Annotated in this window: 17 protein-coding genes; 11 read left to right on the top strand and 6 right to left on the bottom strand. The window is 72.0% G+C overall.

Translation table 11 applies throughout. The features are described from left to right. Nucleotides 1-174: 174 nt before the first annotated feature. The 4 genes from ACH4FX_RS10150 to ACH4FX_RS10135 all read left to right on the top strand — a co-directional run bounded on the left by ACH4FX_RS10150 (nt 175) and on the right by ACH4FX_RS10135 (nt 6,061). A complete protein-coding gene (locus ACH4FX_RS10150) occupies nt 175-1,347 on the top strand; it encodes a winged helix DNA-binding domain-containing protein (RefSeq protein ID WP_398477097.1) in 1,173 nt (390 codons plus the stop codon). A gap of 253 nt (nt 1,348-1,600) precedes the next feature. After that, nucleotides 1,601-3,526 carry a protein kinase gene (locus ACH4FX_RS10145; protein WP_398477688.1) on the top strand — a complete coding sequence of 642 codons (1,926 nt, stop codon included), beginning with the start codon at nt 1,601-1,603 and terminating at the stop codon, nt 3,524-3,526. A gap of 238 nt (nt 3,527-3,764) precedes the next feature. Continuing rightward, nucleotides 3,765-5,090: a PspC domain-containing protein gene (locus ACH4FX_RS10140; protein WP_398477095.1), complete on the top strand. Its 1,326-nt coding sequence runs from the start codon at nt 3,765-3,767 to the stop codon at nt 5,088-5,090. Nucleotides 5,091-5,296: 206 nt separating this feature from the next. Then, a complete protein-coding gene (locus ACH4FX_RS10135) occupies nt 5,297-6,061 on the top strand; it encodes a LuxR C-terminal-related transcriptional regulator (RefSeq protein ID WP_398477686.1) in 765 nt (254 codons plus the stop codon). Here ACH4FX_RS10135 and ACH4FX_RS10130 read toward each other — a convergent pair. The 3 genes from ACH4FX_RS10130 to ACH4FX_RS10120 all read right to left on the bottom strand — a co-directional run bounded on the left by ACH4FX_RS10130 (nt 6,039) and on the right by ACH4FX_RS10120 (nt 8,495). Continuing rightward, nucleotides 6,039-7,358, bottom strand: a complete 1,320-nt coding sequence (locus tag ACH4FX_RS10130; protein WP_398477093.1) for an MFS transporter — start codon at nt 7,356-7,358, stop codon at nt 6,039-6,041. The two genes, ACH4FX_RS10135 and ACH4FX_RS10130, sit on opposite strands and share 23 nt — an antisense overlap. A gap of 86 nt (nt 7,359-7,444) precedes the next feature. Then, the gene (locus ACH4FX_RS10125; protein WP_398477091.1) at nt 7,445-8,023 is read right to left on the bottom strand and encodes a TetR/AcrR family transcriptional regulator; all 579 of its coding nucleotides are present in this window, start codon (nt 8,021-8,023) and stop codon (nt 7,445-7,447) included. A gap of 16 nt (nt 8,024-8,039) precedes the next feature. Continuing rightward, the gene (locus tag ACH4FX_RS10120) at nt 8,040-8,495 is read right to left on the bottom strand and encodes an ATP-binding protein (RefSeq protein WP_398477089.1); all 456 of its coding nucleotides are present in this window, start codon (nt 8,493-8,495) and stop codon (nt 8,040-8,042) included. Between the two features lie 119 nt (nt 8,496-8,614). On the opposite strand from ACH4FX_RS10120, the gene ACH4FX_RS10115 reads away from it, so the two are divergent. The 4 genes from ACH4FX_RS10115 to ACH4FX_RS10100 all read left to right on the top strand — a co-directional run bounded on the left by ACH4FX_RS10115 (nt 8,615) and on the right by ACH4FX_RS10100 (nt 11,272). Continuing rightward, on the top strand, nt 8,615-9,403 hold the full coding sequence (locus ACH4FX_RS10115; protein ID WP_398477087.1) for a helix-turn-helix domain-containing protein: 789 nt from the start codon (nt 8,615-8,617) through the stop codon (nt 9,401-9,403). Further along, nucleotides 9,400-9,585 (top strand): DUF397 domain-containing protein, encoded by a 186-nt coding sequence (locus ACH4FX_RS10110; RefSeq protein ID WP_398477085.1) that lies wholly within the window; start codon nt 9,400-9,402, stop codon nt 9,583-9,585. The genes ACH4FX_RS10115 and ACH4FX_RS10110 overlap by 4 nt, the downstream gene beginning before the upstream one ends. A 244-nt stretch (nt 9,586-9,829) precedes the next feature. Beyond that, on the top strand, nt 9,830-10,891 hold the full coding sequence (locus ACH4FX_RS10105; protein ID WP_398477083.1) for a MarR family transcriptional regulator: 1,062 nt from the start codon (nt 9,830-9,832) through the stop codon (nt 10,889-10,891). A 213-nt stretch (nt 10,892-11,104) separates the two neighbouring features. Next, nucleotides 11,105-11,272 carry a hypothetical protein gene (locus tag ACH4FX_RS10100; RefSeq protein WP_398477081.1) on the top strand — a complete coding sequence of 56 codons (168 nt, stop codon included), beginning with the start codon at nt 11,105-11,107 and terminating at the stop codon, nt 11,270-11,272. Nucleotides 11,273-11,307: 35 nt separating this feature from the next. Here the strand turns inward: ACH4FX_RS10100 and ACH4FX_RS10095 are convergent, their stop codons facing one another. Beyond that, nucleotides 11,308-12,594: a serine hydrolase domain-containing protein gene (locus ACH4FX_RS10095; protein WP_398477079.1), complete on the bottom strand. Its 1,287-nt coding sequence runs from the start codon at nt 12,592-12,594 to the stop codon at nt 11,308-11,310. Here ACH4FX_RS10095 and ACH4FX_RS10090 point away from each other — a divergent pair. Together ACH4FX_RS10090 and ACH4FX_RS10085 are read left to right on the top strand one after the other, a co-directional pair. Further along, nucleotides 12,593-12,751 (top strand): hypothetical protein, encoded by a 159-nt coding sequence (locus tag ACH4FX_RS10090; RefSeq protein ID WP_398477077.1) that lies wholly within the window; start codon nt 12,593-12,595, stop codon nt 12,749-12,751. The genes ACH4FX_RS10095 and ACH4FX_RS10090 overlap by 2 nt on opposite strands. A gap of 332 nt (nt 12,752-13,083) precedes the next feature. After that, on the top strand, nt 13,084-14,208 hold the full coding sequence (locus ACH4FX_RS10085; RefSeq protein WP_398477075.1) for an alpha/beta hydrolase: 1,125 nt from the start codon (nt 13,084-13,086) through the stop codon (nt 14,206-14,208). 148 nt (nt 14,209-14,356) lie between these two features. Here ACH4FX_RS10085 and ACH4FX_RS10080 read toward each other — a convergent pair whose 3' ends face one another. Then, a complete protein-coding gene (locus ACH4FX_RS10080) occupies nt 14,357-15,115 on the bottom strand; it encodes an SDR family NAD(P)-dependent oxidoreductase (protein WP_398477073.1) in 759 nt (252 codons plus the stop codon). Between the two features lie 186 nt (nt 15,116-15,301). Between ACH4FX_RS10080 and ACH4FX_RS10075 the strand changes: the two genes are divergently transcribed. Further along, nucleotides 15,302-16,153 (top strand): helix-turn-helix domain-containing protein, encoded by an 852-nt coding sequence (locus ACH4FX_RS10075; RefSeq protein WP_398477684.1) that lies wholly within the window; start codon nt 15,302-15,304, stop codon nt 16,151-16,153. Here ACH4FX_RS10075 and ACH4FX_RS10070 read toward each other — a convergent pair. Then, nucleotides 16,147-16,462 (bottom strand): transposase (locus ACH4FX_RS10070; RefSeq protein ID WP_398477071.1); only part of this gene is annotated, 316 nt, incomplete at its 5' end. The two genes, ACH4FX_RS10075 and ACH4FX_RS10070, sit on opposite strands and share 7 nt — an antisense overlap.

Below are 16,462 nucleotides of genomic sequence, written 5' to 3'. Positions count from 1 at the left end.
CGGCCAGGAGCCGGACGAGAAGACGGCCCGGAATGCGGCCAGGAATCCGGGCCGGGAATCCGGCCGGGAGGCCAAGAAGACGGCCAAGAAGACGGCCAAGAAGACGGCCAAGAAGACGGCCAAGAAGACGGGCCGGAACGTGGGCCCACGACGTACAAGAAGGCAAGGACGCAGATGACCGTTCTCGGCACCCGGGCCCTCAATCGGGCGACGCTAGCCCGGCAGTTGCTCCTCGACCGCTCCGCCCTGCCGGTCCTCGACGCCGTCGGGCACCTCTGTGGCCTCCAGGCGCAGGAGCCGCAGGCACCGTTCACCGGCCTCTGGTCGCGGCTGCACGCGTTCGACCCGTCGGTGCTCTCGGACCTGCTGACCGGGCGGCGAGTGGTCCGGACCCACCTCATGCGCCGCACCGTCCACCTCGTCACCGCCGACGACGTACTGGCCTGGCGCGCCCGCCACGACGCCATGCTGCGCCAACGGGTGCTCGGCGCCTACCGCCGCGAACTCGCGGGGGTGGACCTCGACGAACTCGCCGCGGCGGGCCGCGCGGTGATGGCCGACGGCGAGCCCCGCTCGATGCCCGGGCTCGCGCGGGCGGTCGCCGGGCGCTGGCCCGAACCGGGGCCGCGGGCGCTGGGGGAGATGCTGGTCGCCGCCCTCATCCCGATGGTGCAGCTGCCGCCGCGCGGCCTCTGGCGTACGAAGGGGGGTGTACGTTACGTCCCGCTCGCCTCCTGGCTCGGCCGCGAGACCGCCGCACCGGCCACCGCACCGGCCGCCGACGGCACCACCACGCCCGGCACCACGACCGACGCCGCCCCTACCGCTCCCGCCGCTCCCGCCACCCCCGACCCCGCGGGCGAAGCCCTCGTACGGCGCTACCTGGCCGCCTTCGGCCCCGCCGCCTCGGCCGACCTGCGCGCCTGGTGCGGCCTCGCCGGGCTGCCGGGCGCGGTCGCCGCCGTACGCGAGGAGCTGGTCGCCTTCCGCGACGAGCGCGGCCGGGAACTGCTGGACCTCCCCGACGCGCCGCGCCCCGACCCCGATACGCCCGCCCCGGTGCGGTTCCTGCCGGCGTTCGACAACGCGATCCTCGGTTACCAGGACCGCAGCCGGATCATCGACGACGCCCACCGCGGTCTCTCGGTCGCCGGTGCCCGTGTCGTCCTGGTGGACGGCCGGGTGGCCGCCACCTGGACCATCCGGGACGGCATGGTGACGGCCACTCCGCTGCGCCGCTTCTCCCGGTCCGAGCGCACCGCCGTGGCCGAGGAGGGCCGGGCGCTGGCGGCGTTCCTCTCCGACGGGGACAGCGACCGCGCGCAGGTCGCCGCGTCTCCGGAATGAGCCCCGGACCCTGGCGGTACGGAGCGATCCGCATCGTGGCAGTGGCCGGTGCGTGATCCCGGGAAGGGGCCGGGGCGTGCCCCGGCGTCCGCGCCCCGGGCCTCCGGCGGCGCCGCTCGGACGACTATCGTTGCGTCGGACACCTGTACGGGGGGAACCGAAGGGGCGCGGCGCGGTGACGGAGGCGGCGGTGGACGACGGGCGACTGGTCGCCGGGCGGTACCGCCTGGTCGAGGAGATAGGCCGGGGCGGCATGGGGACCGTCTGGCGGGCCCACGACGAACTGCTCGGCCGGCAGGTCGCGGTCAAGCGGCTGCACGTCTCCCCGGAACTGGACGCCGACGAGCTGGCCCGCCGCAACGAGCGCACCCGCCGCGAGGCCCAGGCCGCCGCCCGCATCAACCACCCCAACGTGGTCAGCGTCCACGATGTCGTGGACGACCACGGGCTGCCGTGCATCGTGATGGAGTACGTGCCATCGGTGACCCTCGGCGACGTGATCAAAGAGGCCACGCTCTCGGACAGTGCGGTGCCGCCGGGCGAGGCGGCCCGGATCGGCCGCGGCATGGTCGCCGCGCTGCGGGCGGCGCACTCCGCCGGGGTCCTGCACCGTGACGTGAAGCCCGGCAACGTGCTGCTCGGCGAGGACGGCCGGGTCGTCCTGACGGATTTCGGCATCGCGGTCGCCACCGGCACCTCCACCCTCACCAAGACCGGCGAGCTGGTCGGCTCCATCGACTACCTCGCCCCCGAGCGGGTCAGGGGCGGCACCCCCGGTCCGGCCTCCGACCTGTGGGCGCTGGGCGCCACGCTCTACCAAGCGCTGGAGGGGCGGCCTCCGTTCCGCAAGCTCACGGCGGTCGAGACGGCGTACTCCATCGCCGTGGACCCGCTGGACCCGCCGCGCAACGCCGGTCCGCTGACCGCGCTGATCGAAGCCCTGCTGGCCAAGGAGCCCGCGGACCGCCCCTCGGTCCAGGACGTGGAGAAGGCCCTGCGCGCACCCACCGCGTACACGGACACCGCGTGGCTGGGCACTCCGGGCGTCGCCGGTACTCCGGGTGCTGCCGGTACTCCGGGTGCCGCTGGCACTCCGGGCATGCCGGGTGCTTCGAGTGTGCCGGGCGCTTCGGGCGCTTCGGGCGTGCTGGGCGTTCCGGGTGCACCGGGCGTGCCGGGCGCTTCGGGCACGGTCGGCGGGCAGCGGCCCGCGGATGACGGCAACGCCACCGGCTCGTACCACCTGGCGCCTCCGGCCGCGGACGGTACGGCCGTCACGGGCCACACGGCCGCGGTGGGCGGCAGACCCGCCACGGACGGTACGGCCGTCACCGGCGGCATGGCCGTCACCGGCGGCGGAGCCGTCACGGGCGCCGGAGCCGTTGCCGACGGCCGAGCCGTCACCGGCGGCGGGGCCGCGGCGGTCCCCGACGACGGGCCCACCTCGCCCGTCCACCGCACGTCGACGGACCCGACCGCCCCCACCACCACCTCCGCCCAGTCCGGTACGAAGCGAGGCAAGCGCGGCCGGACGATCCTGCTGAGCGCCGTCGCCGTGGTCGCCGCCCTGGCCCTCGCGGGCGGCACCCTCTACGCCCTCGGCTTCCGGCCGGGCGGCGACGGCAGCGCGCAGGCGTCCGACGGCGGCGCACCGCGGACCGAGCAGCCGTCGCCCTCCCCGTCGAAGCCCAGCGCGAAGCCCACCCCCCGGCCGGTCCCCGCCGGGTACCACCGGGTCGAGGACCCGGCGGCCGGCGTCGCCTTCCCGCTGCCGGACGGCTGGACCCGCCAGAGACAGACGAACGGCAACGGCTCCACCTACCTCAACCCGAACCAGCTGGTCGGCCTGCGCATCGAGGTGCTCGACTTCGCGAGTGTGGACCCGCTCCGGCACTGGAAGGACAACGAGCGCGCCTCCCTCAACGAGGGCAAGTTCCCCGGGTACCAGCAGCTGCGGATGCAGGGCACGGTCTTCCGCGGGCGGCCCGCGGCGCTGTGGGAGTGGAGGTGGTCGGGGAGCAGACGGGACTTCCGCGCCATCGACCTGGGGTTCGGCCGGCCCGGCGAGAAGGAGTACGCGGTCTACCTCTCCGCGCCGTCCGCCGAGTGGGACCGGTACAAGAAGGTCTTCGACGACGTCCTCGCCGGCCTCCAGCTGCCCGAGGACCTCAAGCGGTAGCGGGACGCCGAGGGGGCACGCCGGGTACCGGAGACCCTGGTACCGCCTCCGCGCGGCAGCGGCACCGGTACCGGCAGCTGTACCGGCATCGGGCCAGGCCGCGGACCTGGTTCGGGCTTGGCATCGGGCGGCATCGGGCTCAGCACCGGGCTCGGCACCGGGCCCGGCATCGGCCTAGGGGTCCCCTCAGGGACCACCCTGATGCCCCGGGCCCGCCCGCCGTGTGACGATCGGTGTCATGACCACCGCGCCGCCCCGGCCCGAGGCGGGTTACGCCCCGGCGCCCGACCCCGACGATCCGCCCCTGCGCAGGCTCTACCGCAGCGCCGACGGGCGGATGCTCGGCGGTGTGGCGCGCGGGCTGGCCGGGCATCTCGGGCTGCCGGTCTCGTGGGTGCGGGTCGTGTTCGTCGCGCTGTTCATGGCCGAGGGCATGGGCGCGCTGCTCTACGCGGCGTTCTGGTTCATCGTGCCGCTCGGTGTCGGCGGTGTGGACGCCGCGCGCGCGAACGCGTCCGCTCCCGGGCACAGTCCGGGCCGTCCGTGGAGCCGCAAGGGCCAGGGCCGGGCCGGGCGGAAGGCCGACAAGGGCCAGATCCTCGCCCTGCTCACGCTGCTCGCCGGTGCCGCCGTCGTCGCCTCGAAGTTCCAGCTGGGCCGGGCCAACGCGTACGTATGGCCGATCCTGCTGATCGGCGCGGGCGTCGCGCTGGTGTGGCGGCAGGCGGACAACGCGCGCCGCGCGCAGTGGCGGGAGATGGGCCGCCGCAAGGGCCTGCTGCCGGTCGTGCGCGGCGCGGCCGGCGTGGTCCTGGTCGGGGCCGGGGTGACCGGCATCGTCGTCCTGCAGAGTTCGGTCCGCCATCTCGGCTCGGTGCTCCAGGCCGCCCTCGCCGTACTGGTCGGCATCGCGCTGCTCGCGGGCCCCTACCTGGTGCGTATGACGCAGGACCTGTCCGAGGAGCGTCTGATGCGCATCCGCGCGCAGGAACGCGCCGAAGTCGCCGCGCACGTCCACGACTCCGTCCTGCACACCCTCACCCTGATCCAGCGCAACGCGGAGGACCCGCGCGAGGTGGCCCGCCTCGCCCGCGCCCAGGAACGCGAACTGCGCGCCTGGCTCTACAAGCCGGAGGGCCGCGGCAAGGACGAGGAGCAGGAGCCGGACACCCTCGCCGAGGCGGTACGCAAGGCCGCGGCCGAGGTCGAGGACCACCACGGCGTGCCGATCGAGGTCGTGGTCGTCGGCGACTGCCCGCTGGACGAACGGCTCGGCGCGCAGATGCAGGCCGCGCGCGAGGCGATGGTCAACGCGGCCAAGTACGGTGGCGAGGGCGGCGCCGTACAGGTCTACGCCGAGGTCGAGGGCCGCTCGGTCTTCGTCTCCGTACGCGACCGCGGCCCCGGTTTCGACCTGGACGCGGTCCCCGGCGACCGGATGGGCGTACGGGAATCCATCATCGGCCGGATGCAGCGCAACGGCGGTACGGCACGGCTGCGTTCCGCGCCGGACGGCGGCACCGTGGTCGAGCTGGAGACGGAGCGCCTGCCGGATGACAGATGACGGACAACAGACGACGGCTGACGGGGGCCGGGCGCCGGATGCCGCCTGACGGGTGCCGCCTGACAGGTGTCGTCTGACGGGTGCCGCCTGACGGCTGACGGATGCCACCCGACGAATGACGGATGATGAGGATGTGGCGGGACACCTGCCCGCCGCGCGCGGGGACCGCCGACGGAAGTGACGCCGACGAGGGACGGACGGACGAGATGAGCAGCGACGCCGCACAGGGTGGGCAGACCGGCGGCACGGCCGGTGGCCAGGGCAGCGACCGGCCCGGTGACCAGGGCAGCGACCGGCCCGGTGCCCCGGCCCGCACGGTCCGGGTCGTCCTCGTCGACGACCACCGGATGTTCCGTACGGGCGTCCAGGCCGAGATCGGCCGGACCGACGAGACGGGCGTGGAGGTCGTCGGGGAGGCCGCGGACGTGGACCAGGCCGTCACGGTCATCACCGCGACCCGCCCGGAGGTCGTCCTGCTGGACGTGCACCTGCCGGGCGGCGGCGGAGTGGAGGTGCTGCGCCGCTCCGCCGCGATGATGGCCGACGCCGAACGCCCCGTGCGCTTCCTCGCGCTGTCGGTGTCCGACGCCGCCGAGGACGTCATCGGTGTCATCCGCGGCGGCGCCCGTGGCTACGTCACCAAGACGATCACCGGTGCGGACCTGGTCGACGCGATCTTCCGGGTCTCCGACGGCGACGCGGTCTTCTCCCCGCGGCTGGCCGGCTTCGTCCTGGACGCCTTCGCCTCCACGGACGCCCCGCCGGTCGACGAGGACCTGGACCGCCTCACCCAGCGCGAGCGCGAGGTGCTGCGCCTGATCGCCCGCGGCTACGCGTACAAGGAGATCGCCAAGCAGCTCTTCATCTCGGTCAAGACGGTCGAGTCGCACGTCTCGGCGGTGCTGCGCAAGCTCCAGCTCTCCAACCGGCACGAGCTGACCCGGTGGGCTACGGCCCGGCGGTTGGTGTGACGCAGGGCTCGCCGGCCGGTGTGCCGCGGGGCCCGGCGGTCGGCGCGACGTAGGGCCCGGCGGCCGGCGTGGCGCGGGCGGTGGGCGCGGCTGCGGGGGCCGGCGCACTCGTAGAAGCACCGTTTCCGCCCGCGACGACGGGGCCCGTGCGGCGCCGCTTCCGCCGCCCGAGCTCCGGTACGAGCGAGACGATCCCGAGCGCCGCCAGCCCGGCCCCCAGCCAGATCGTCGCCCGCAGCCCGTACGCGCTGATGGCCATGCCGCCGACCAGCGACCCCACGATCACGCCGAGCGTGATGAACGACGAGTGCACGGTGTTCACCAGCGGCCGGGCGTTCCCGGCCCGCTGCACGCGGGTCACCATCGCCGGGTTCATCGTGACCCCGACCAGCCCGATCCCCATCATGAACACCACGGCGGGGACCGGCCGCTGCGCGAGCAGCGCGAACCCGACGAGGAACCCCAGGTTCAGGACCAGCCCGCAGCACAGGACGGCGACCGTGTGCCGGTCGGCGAGGCGGCCGACCACCGTGTTCCCGACGACGGTCGCGGCCCCGTACGCGACGAGCAGCACCGGTACGGTCCCGGTACCGAACCCGGTGACCTCGGTGAGGATCGGGTTGAAGTAGCTGAAGACGGCGAAGGTCGCCCCGATGATCAGCGTGCTGGTGGACAGCGCCATCCACAGCCGGGGGTTGCGGAACGCGCCCAGCTCCTCCCGTACGCTGCCGCCCGCGTCCGCCCGCTCCAGCCGCGGTACCCCGACGGCCGTGCACGCCGCGGCGCCCACCGTCAGTGCGGCCACGGCCCAGAACGCGGCCCGCCAGCCCAGGTGTTCACCGACCAGCGTGGACAGCGGCAGGCCGAGCAGTGTGCCGAGCATCAGCCCGTTCATCGCCACCGCGACGGCCCGGCCGCGCGCCTCCGGGCGCGTCAGCTGGGCGCAGACGGACAGCGCCACGCCGAAGAACGCCTGCGACGCGACGCCGGTGACGATCCGCGCGATCGTCATCGTCCCGTAGCCCGGCGCGACGGCGGCCAGCACGTTGCCTACCAGGAACACCCCGAACAGCACTGCCAGCGCCCGCTTTTGCGGCAGCCGCATGACGCCGACCGTCAGGAACGGCCCGCCGACGGCCATGGCCACCGCGAAGGCGGTGATCAGGTAACCGATCTGCGGCACGGTGGCGCCCAGCCCGTCCGCCATCTGCGGCATCAGCCCGGCGACGGCGAACTCGCTGGTCACCATGGCGAAGATGCCCAGGGCCAGGACGTACACGGCGCGTGGTACGCGCATGATCCCCCTCTTTTCCTAACCGATCGTTCCAGTAATTGCCCGAGAAGAAACCCCCGCCGTGGCGGGGGTGGTGCGTGAATGGGGCGTCAGCGCAGGACCGTCATCGCCTGCTCCACGGCGTCATTGATCCGCCGCTCGTCACCCGTCTTGCCGATGACGCGCAGGCCCTGGATGAAGGTGACCAGGAACCGGGCCTGCGCCCGCACGTCCGCCCCTTCCGCCATCTCGCCCTGCGCCTTCGCCCTGATGAGGGCGCCCGCGATGGCCGACTCCACCTCGTGGAAGGCCGTCTCCACGCGCCGCTGCGCCTTCGCGTCCTCCGGCAGCAGCTCCACGGCGGTGTTCGTGACCAGGCACCCCTTGCGGTCCGCGTCCGCCAGCGCCTCGTTGGCGAACGCGCGCAGGAACGCCCGTACGGCGGGCAGCGCCGGCCCCGGCTGGTTCAGCCACTCCAGCGCCGCCACCCCTTCGTTCTCGCAGTACCGGTCGAGCGCACGCAGGTACAGCTCGTGCTTGCTGCCGTACGTCGCGTAGATGCTGCCCCGGTTGATGCCGAGGTGATCGACCAGGTCCTGCATCGACGTGGCTTCGTACCCCTTGCGCCAGAACAGCTCCAGGGCAGCCTGGAGCGCGGCACTCGGGTCGAACTCCTTGGTTCTGCCCATGCGAGCACCCTACGCGTTACTTAACCGCTCGTTCAAGAAAACGCGGCCCTGTGCCGTGACCGGACGGCAGCTTCAACTCGAACCACACCACCTTCCCGATGCCGTACGGGCGCGGATACGTGCCCCAGTCGTCCGCCAGTGCGGCGACCAGCGCCAGCCCCCGCCCGCCCTCGTCGTCCACGTCCGCCACCCGGAGCTCGGGCATCAGGTCGCTCGCGTCGGCCACCTCGACCCGCAGCCGCCCGGCGAACAGCAGGCACCGCGTCCGCACATGCCGCCCACGCGGAACCCGCGCGTGCACACAGGCGTTGGCCGTCAGCTCACTGAGCATCAGCACGGCCGCCTCCGCCACCTCGTCCGGCAGCCGCCACACGTCGGCCAGGACCCACAGGTACGCACGGGCCCGCCGTGCACTCCGAGGGTGGCGCGGCAGCCACCATTCGTTCTTGAGGGGGGAATTTCCGTCGTTCACGCCCATGAGCATGTCGACGCGGGCGTACCGTCGGCAGCCGCGACAAAGGTACGCACCGGGCTGTACCGGTCGCGCCGACAAAGGGGGGAACGGTGCCGAAAGGGCCAACCCAACCGCCGATGACGTGGCGCTACTGCGGCGATCAACTGAGGCTGTGGCGCACCCATGCGGGCCTCACCCGCGAAGAACTCGCCAAGGAAGCGGATTACGACGCCGAGTACCTCAAGTCCATGGAACAAGGGCGCCGTAGGCCGACGTTGCGGATGCTCCGGATTGCCGATCAGGTGTGCCGGGCACATGGAATCTTGGAGTCCTCGAACGAATTCCTGAAGCCGGAGCGTTGCCATCAGCGAAGCAGCGAGTTCATGGCGCTCGAAGCAGATGCGATCGCTTTGCACTGGTACGAGAACCTTCTGGTCCCAGGCTTGCTGCAGACCGAGGAGTACGCGCGTGAGTTGATGGGCAATTCGTTCCCGCCAGTGGACGACGAGACGGTCGAAACGCGCGTCGAGTTTCGACTTCAGCGTCAGGAAAGGCTTGAGGTCGAGCCGACCGTACTGTTCAGCTTCGTCGTGTACGAGGCCGCGCTGCGCACGGGGGTGGGAGGTGCCGAATTGATGCGGCGGCAACTCGACCGACTGCTTGAGTGCCAGAGGCTGCGTAACGTGTCGATCCAGATCCTGCCGTTCGGCCGGGCTCCCTACCAGGCGCTCAGCGGGCCGGTTGTGCTGCTCGAAACCGCCGAGCACGATACGTACGCGTACTCGGCGGCGCAGGGTGCCAGCACGTTGCAATCAGAGGCGAGCGACGTGAGTCAACTGGCCCACCTGTACGGCATGATCCGCATGCAAGCGCTGGGAGTCGAGGACAGCGACGCGTACATCAGGAAGGTGGCAAAGGATCTGTGAGCACCGCGGCCGTGTGGAGAAAGTCCAGCTACAGCGGCTCTGATGCCGACTCATGCGTGGAGATAGCCGTCTGCCCCGGCGCCGTCCGCATCCGGGATTCCAAGAACACGGGCGGTCCCCAACTCGCCGTTTCCCCCCGTGCCTGGGCGGCCTTCATACCCTTCGTCGCGGCCGGGGCGTGAGCCCCAAGCTCCGGGCGGCGGGCGTCGAGCCCCTTATGCAAGGAACGGGTGGGTTGGCACAACCCACCCGCCCTCCCAAGCCACGCGCGTACCAGCGCACATGACGTTCCGCTACCGGCTTGCAGCAGCCCGTCGCCACCCTCTAGCGTTCGCGGCAGCAAGCAGCTCTTGCGCAACAAACAACCCCGGCAGGTGCGCCAACACCAACCGGGGTCTGACCTCCAAGATCGACAGGACCGATCTCGTGGCTGACGCCCAACTTACTACGGCGCCCTGCGCGCCCACCGCCTCCCACCCTCTCGCCGCCCCCGGCTACGGCAAACGCTCCGCGCCGGACCAAACGCGCCGCCGACCAGGGGACTTCGCCCACCTCCCGGAACGGGAAGCCTTCCTCGCCGCGTTCATCGACCGGCTCCCCGACGGCGCCGCCATGGACGTCAAAACCCTCGCCGCCGCCCAGCCCCGCTACGGCCAGCAAGCCGTGCGCTCGGCCCTCACCCGCCTCTCCGCCGCAGGCCACCTGCGCCGCTTACAGGAAACCGTCGGCAACGGCCGCTCCCAGTGGGTCTACCGCACCTACTTCACCCGCACCGCCCGCGACGACGCTTGGTGGCACCACTTCCTGACCGGCAACCCACCCCCACAATTCCAGCCGGACGAGCGACCACCGGACCCGCCCGAACCACCGGACCTGCCCGAACCACAGGCCCCCACCGTGCCGCAGGTCCGCCCGGACCGCAGCCCCCCACCGGGCCGCAGGCCCCTGCCGAACCCCCGTATCCCGAGGCCACCACTCCCGCCGCCCCGCCGCGCTCCGTACCGAGCCGCCGTACGGAAGTGGCCGCCGACCCCCACCCGGCCCCACCGGCCCGCTCGGCCGCCTACGCGGCCTTGGCCGCGCTCGGTACCGCCGACCCCCCGCATGATCCTCTCCGCCGCCGAATGCACCGCCCTCGAAGACCTCGCCGCCCAGTGGCTGGCCCGCGGCGTGACCAGCGCCCACCTCATCACGGCCCTCACCGCCGGCCTACCGCCCGAAGTCCACTCCCCAGGCGCCCTGGCCCGCACCCGCCTCACCGGCAAACTCCCACCCCCACCGCCCCCCACCCCGGAACGCACCCCCACCCGCATCATGGAATGCACCGAGTGCGGCGTCCCGGGCCGCCCCGAAGCCCTCCCCGGCGGCCTCTGCCGCCCCTGCCGAGGCGACTCCCCACCCCCCGACCCAACAGCCGAACACCTCCAAGCCCAACGAACCCACCACTACGCAAACCTCTGCCGCACCCAGACCCGCCCCCGCGCGTAAACACAAGGCCGGCGATACGCGCGGCCGCGAACGTGGGATCACCGACTCGCGGCGGGTCAGGTGCACCCGCAGATGGGGGGCTGGCCCCCTCGTGCCGGGCGGCGCCGGGGAGGAGAGTCAAGGAGGAGAGCCGAGAGCGAGGTGGCCGGGGACTACCGACCGGGCCGCCGCTCAGTGACTCCCACCCGAACCCGACACCCAACGGAGGAACCCATGAAGGCCGTGCTCTGGCTGCTGCTCACCGTCTGCCTGCTGGCCAACATCTACGTCAGTGCGGTCGTCGGCAGCGGTCCGCAGCAGATCCTGCTGAGTGTCGTGAGCGGTGCCGGAGTGCTCGGTGCAGGCGCCGGGCTGTGGCTCACGCGGGAGCGTCGGTCGTGACCTCCTTTTGTCGGTAGTGGTGTTGTCGTCGGGGCTTATCGGGCCGGGACGGGGGCGTTCAGGGAGTCCGGGGGCGGGGTCTGGTGGGTCTCCTTCGTTCCCTGGGCGGCGGTGCCGCACAGGGCCTGGTCCATGTGGGCCACCCTGGCGAAGTCGATCGGGCTCGGCTTCGGGTATCCGTCCTCACCGATCTCGTTGTAGCGCGTCAGGGTCGTGCCGTACGACAGCTGCCGTTTGCCGTCCTCGCTGGAGAGGGACATGGTCTCGGCGCCCCAGACGAGGCCGTTGTGGCCCCAGAACCGCCCGCACGGCCGGTCCAGCGACATCAGGCCCAGGCCGTAACGCAGGGCCGGCGTGTCCGTCGGCACCGTCGTCTTCATCTGGCGCAGCTCGGCCGGGCCGAGGAGCTTTCCGGTCAGCAGGGCCCGCATGAACTGGTTCAGGTCGCCCATCGTCGATATCAGCGAACCGGCCGTACCGGCCCAGGACATGTTGTGCACGGTGAAGTCGCGCGGCGGGTCGAACAGGCCGTACATCCCCTCGTAGATCTCGGCGTGCGGGCCGGTCACCTGGGCCGAGCGCGGGAAGTACGTGTTCCGCAGCCCGGCCTTCCGTATGACGTGGTCGGTGATGTACTTCTCCGGAGCCTTACCGGTGACCTTGTGGAGCAGCAACCCGGCTATCACGTAATTGGTGTTGGCGTAGTGATACGCCTCGCCGGGCTTGCCCTCCGGGGGAGCTTCCAGGCCGATCCGGACCAGCTCACGCGGATCCCACTGGTGGAAGCGCAGCCGCTCCACGTCGTCCGGCGTCTTCCAGATCAGTGTGTCGTAGTCGGCTATGCCGCTGGTGTGGTTGAGCAGCATCCGGACCGTGACCGCCTGGCCGCGCTCGCCGGGGAAGAGATCGGGCAGGTAGCGGCCGATCGGTGCGTCGAGTCCGATGCGGCCCTTGCCGACCTGCTGGAGCACCGCGACCGAGGTGAAGGTCTTGGTGATGCTTCCTATGCGGTGCCGAAGCCAGGGAGTCGTGGGGCGGCCGGTCTTGATGTCGGCGACACCGGAGGCGCCCTGCCAGGACGCGTCGCCGTCCCGCACGGCCGAGTAGGCGCCGTACATGCCTGCCTTGTGCATGTCCTGGAGCGTCCGGTCCAGCGCCTTGCGGTCGAGGGCGGTCCGGTGCGCCGCGGTGGTGGCTGCGGCCGGTGCGGCCGGCGGCTCGGCGGCCGAGGCCGGGAGGGCCGGGGCGAGCAGGGCCAGTAAGACGGCGGTGGCGGTGGCGGCGAGCCGGGCGCGGCGGCGGCCCGGGGGAGGCAGGGACATGGTGCGTGTCTCCGTCGGATTCACGACCGGCGGCTCCCGCGGAGCCGGCGGTGGGCGGATGGTGTCCGGCGATCTCTGTCGCTCGACTGCGATTTTGCTGGCCACGCCGCTCGCGGACATCAACCTCTGGTACGGGATCGTGCACATGTTCGCGTGACGGATGTCAGGTTTAGTCGGTGGTTCGGGCGCTATCCGGGGGCTCATCGGGAGCAGGGGGCGGCGGGGGCGTTGGAGGGCATCGGTGAGAGGGCCGTCGTCCCTCCCGGCGGCTCCGTGTCCGGCCGTGCACGGCCGCGCCCGGCCCGGTCTGCGGGCCTGTGACCCGTACCACAAGTCCCGCCCTTCCCGAAGGACCTGCGGAAAGAAGGCTCTACAGGGCGCAACCGCGGCGTGTCGGATCACCATCTAATCTTGCGGAGAGGCTCGCTGCCGTCGGCAGGGCCAGAACCATGCCCACCGCTGCACCATGCCCTGGAAGCGAGATCCCCGATGAGTCTGACGGGCACGCCCTTCTTTCTGACCGCGATCGCGCTGCTGGTCATCGCGGTCGTGCTGCCGTTCGCGCTGTGGAGCCGGATCCGCGGCCCGCAGGTGGTGCGGGCGCTGGCGCGGCTGGGCATGCTGCTGTTCGCGCAGGTCACCGCGATCACGCTGGTGTTCGTCGTGGTCAACAACGCCAACAGCCTCTACGACAACTGGGACGACCTGCTCGGCACGGCCGACCACGTCGAAGCCGCCAAGGACCTCGGGCCGGACGGCATGGGCGGCCTCAAGATGAAGAACGAGCCCAAGCAGCTGGTGCAGTTCGGGCCGCCGAAGGACTCGGTGGTCGGACCGGGCGTCCAGGAAGGCGAGTTCAAGGGGCGGATCTCGGGCGTGAGCGGCGAGGTGTACGTGTGGCTCCCGCCCCAGTACGACGACCCCGCCTACAAGGACAAGAAGTTCCCCGTCGTACAGCTGCTGCCCGGGTTCCCCGGCTCGGCCAAGTCCTGGATGGGCACGCTCAAGGCGGCCGAGCAGCTGAAGCCGCTGATGCAGCAGGGCAAGGTCAAGCCCTTCATCCTGGTCGCGCCGCGCACCACCCTCCTGGGGAAGGTGGACACCGGCTGCGTCAACGTCCCGGGCAAGGTCAACGCCGACAGCTGGCTGAGCGTCGACGTACGCCAGATGGTGATCGACAACTTCCGGGCCGAGGACAAGGCCGCCTCCTGGGCGGTGGCGGGCTACTCGGCGGGCGCGCACTGCGCCACCAAGCTGGCGCTCGCCCACCCGGACCGCTACCGCGCCGCCGTCAGCCTCTCCGGCTTCAACGACCCGAAGATGGAGCCCGCCTCACTCGCCGGGCAGGACCCCAAGCTGCGCGTCGAGAGCAACCCGGTCACCATCCTCAAGACCGCCAACAAGGCGGGCAAGCCGCCGCGCAGCGCGCTCTACGTCTCCGGGGCCTCGGGGGACGGCTACGAGGCCGGGCTTGCCCTCAAGCAGCTGGCCAAGAACCCGACGACGGTCAAGGTGAAGCTGATCCCGCCGGGCGCAGGCGGTCACGGCACGGCCGTATGGAAGAACCAGATCCCGGAGGTCTTCCGGTGGCTGAGCGGCGTGATCGGGCACTGAGCGGCGTGATCGGGCGCTGAGGGGCGTGTTCGGGCGCTGAGGGGCGCGCATCGGCGGGCGGGCGCTGAGGGGGCCATGTCCCCACGTATGGGCGTATCCGCCGGTCGTGGTGAGTGCGGGTGCCGGGCACCCTACGGGTACGGGGCCCTCAGTGCGCGGTCAGTCCGCCGTCGACCACCAGCTCCGAGCCGGTCACGAACGAGGAGTCGTCGCAGGCCAGGAAGAGGATCGCGGACGCAACCTCGTCGGCGCGGCCGGCCCGGCGCATCGGGGTACGCCGGATGTCCGGCTGCTCGTCGCCCTGCTCGTCCAGGATGTCCTGGATCATCGGCGTGGTGATCACCCCGGGGTGCACGGAGTTGACCCGTACGCCCCGCTGCGCGTACTCGACCGCGGCGGTCTTGCTCAGCAGGCGCACCGCGCCCTTGGACGCCTGGTAGGCCGCCGCCGCGCCGCTTCCCACCAGCCCGAGCACCGACGACGTGTTGATCACCGACGCGTTGCCGCTCGCGCGCAGCAGCGGCATCGCCGCCTTCATGCCGAGCCACGTGCCCTTCTGGTTCACCGCGATCACGCGGTCCCAGGCCTCCTCCCGCGTGTCCTCGACACCCGGCCAGTCCACGATGCCGGCCAGGTTCACGAGCACGTCCAGCGCTGCGAACCGGTCGCGTACGGCGGTGATCACCTCGTCCCAGTCCCGCGCCGAGGAGACGTCGAGGCGGGCGGCGACGACCTCCGCGCCGCGTGCCTCGATCCGGTGCGCCAGGGCCCGCAGGGGCTCCTCGGCGACATCGGTGATCACCAACCGGGCGCCTTCGCGGGCGAAGAGTTCGGCGGTGGCCGTACCGATGCCACCGGTCGCGCCGGTGATCAGCGCGGTCCTGCCGTCGAGACGGAGTCGTGTCATGGGAACGCTCGCTCCTTGCTGCTCGGGATGCCGCCCGCTGGGCCGGGCGACCTGTTCCACCGAGTCTGTGCAGGTCAGCACCCCTCCGCCAGGGCGTGGAGTGCCTGGGTGCAGCACACCCAGGCTCCGCGCCGGACCACCGCCTAGCCTGACGCCATGGACGACACCCACCTCGGCGGCAATCACCTGGGCGGCAACCACCTGGGCGAGTTCCTGCGCGCCCGCCGCGCCGGCCTGCGACCCGACGACGTCGGCATGGCGAGTTACGGGGCCCGCAGGGTCGCCGGACTGCGCCGCGAGGAAGTCGCCGTTCTGGCCGGGGTGAGCGCCGATTACTACACGCGCCTGGAGCAGGGCCGCGAACGTAATCCCTCGGCGCAGGTGCTCGACGCCCTCAGCCGCGCGCTGCGCCTCGAAGCAGACGCCCGTGCGCACCTGTACCGGCTGGCCGGGACCGTGCTGGACGACCAGTCCGCCTCGCGCGCTGCCGAACAGGTCGGTCCAGCGCTGCGCCAGCTGATGGACGGCTACCCGAACACCCCGGCGTTCGTCCTCAGCCGGGCCCTGGACGTCCTCGCCACCAACGCCCTGGCCGACGCCCTCTTCACCCCCTTCGAGACCGTGGACAACCTGGCCCGCATGACCTTCGCCGACCCCGCGGGCCGGGAGTTCTACACGGACTGGGAACGGGCCGCCCAGGCCACCGTCGCCAACCTGCGCCAGGCAGTCGGCTTCGACCCGGACCACCCGCGGCTGCGCGCACTCGTGCGCACCCTCTCCGAACACAGCGCGGACTTCGCCCATCTCTGGAACGCCCACACCGTGCGCGGCAAGACCCGGGACGCCAAGCACCTCCTCCACCCGGACGTCGGCCCGCTCACGCTCACGTACCAGGCGTTCGACGTACGTGACGCCCCCGGCCAGCAGCTCGTCATCTACCACGCCGAACCGGGCAGCCCCAGCGCCCAGGCCCTCGAACTCCTCGGCTCCCTCCACGCCACCCGGCGCCGGTCCGAAGCTCGTCGCACGCGTTACTGACTTTGTCTGCGTGGTGTCGTTAGGGAAAGTCCGGTCGCGGTGAGGCAGCTGTCGATGATGTCGCTGCGGTATTGAATCTGGCGGAGCCGTCGGCGGAGGGCTGCGAGGAGGTGGTCGGGGTCGGTGAAGGCGGTGTTGGCCTGGCAGCGCCTGCGCAGGAGTGACCAGATGCCTTCGACGGGGTTGAGGTCGGGTGCGTAGGGCGGCAGGTAGTGGGTGGTGATCCAGTCGTGGCTGTCGACGAAGGCACGCAGCCGGGCGTCCTTGTGCACATTGAGGTTGTCCCAGATGAGAACGATCGGGGCGCCG

Source organism: Streptomyces sp. NPDC018019, from assembly GCF_044327805.1.
Lineage (GTDB): Bacteria > Actinomycetota > Actinomycetes > Streptomycetales > Streptomycetaceae > Streptomyces.
This window is presented reverse-complemented; position numbering and strand designations above follow the sequence as displayed.